At 60.0% G+C, this 1204-nt stretch carries 1 protein-coding gene; it reads left to right on the top strand.

Annotation, left to right across the window (positions count from 1 at the left end):
* Nucleotides 1-61: 61 nt before the first annotated feature.
* Nucleotides 62-1188 (top strand): IS3 family transposase gene (locus C4B30_RS34975; RefSeq protein ID WP_089499171.1). Its coding sequence is split into 2 segments (ribosomal slippage): nt 62-302 and nt 302-1188, totalling 1128 coding nucleotides; the frame shifts between segments, so codons are not numbered across the junction.
* Nucleotides 1189-1204: the final 16 nt, after the last annotated feature.

The raw sequence follows: 1204 nt of genomic DNA, 5'->3' as shown, positions 1-1204 counted from the left end.
TGACCTGCTCCCCGCATTTAGTACGGTGACGGTGTAGAGTCCGTTCCAGAGAGGAACGGCAATGAAAAAGCGATTCACCGAAGAACAAATCATCGGCATCTTGAAGGAAGCCGAGGCTGGCCTGAAGCCGGCGGAGCTGTGCCGCAAGTACGGCATCTCGGAAGCGACCTACTACAACTGGAAAGCGAAGTTCGGCGGGATGACGGTCTCCGAAGCGCAGCGCTTGAAGGAACTAGAGCAGGAGAACAACAAGCTCAAGCGCCTGTTGGCCGAATCAATGCTCGACAACGCCGCGCTGAAGGACCTGCTGGCTCGAAAGTAGCAAGCCCGCAGGCCAAGCGCGAAGCGGTCCGGATATTGATGACCGAACGTGCCATGGGTGTTACCCGGGCCTGCGGGCTGGTAGGGATTTCGCGCTCGCTGTTCCACTACGAATCACGCCGCCGAGTTGATGACGAAGCGCTGACTGGCCGGATGATGGCCATCGCCGCGCAGAAGCGCCGCTACGGCTATCGCCGGATTCACGTGCTGTTGCAGCGGGATGGCTGCTTCGCCAACCACAAGCGCATCTGGCGCCTGTACAGCAAGGCGGGGCTGAGCGTGCGCAAGCGGCGACGCAAGCGTATTGCGGCTGTCGAGCGCACGCCGCTGCCGTTACCAACAGGCCCGAATCAGAGCTGGTCGATGGACTTCGTTTCTGACGGGCTGGCCTATGGTCGGCGGTTTCGATGCCTGAACGTGGTCGACGACTACACGCGCGAGTGCTTGGCCATCGAGGTCGATACATCGCTGCCGGGCTTACGAGTGCAGCAAGTGCTCGAGCGGCTCAAGGAGATGCGAGGCTTACCCGCATCCATCACGGTCGACAATGGGCCGGAGTTCGCTGGTAAGGTGCTGGATGCATGGGCCTACGAAGCCGGTGTCACGCTGTCGTTCATTCGGCCTGGCAAGCCGGTGGAAAATGCCTATATCGAGAGCTTCAACGGGCGGTTCCGCGACGAATGCCTGAACGAGCACTGGTTCGTCTCAATGCGCCACGCCAAGCGGCTGATTGAGGAATGGCGTATCGAGTACAACACCGAGCGGCCTCATAGTTCGCTCGGCTATCTGACGCCTGCGCAGTTCGCTCGGGCGCACGATGCAAAACAGCAGTTTTTAACCTCGGACTCTAACTGCAGTTCGGACTAAAACCGGGGGCAGGTCA

It is taken from the genome of Burkholderia sp. BE12, assembly GCF_002959955.1.
Taxonomy (GTDB): domain Bacteria; phylum Pseudomonadota; class Gammaproteobacteria; order Burkholderiales; family Burkholderiaceae; genus Burkholderia.
Note: the sequence above shows the minus strand (reverse complement) of the source record. Positions and strands in the feature narration are given on the sequence as shown.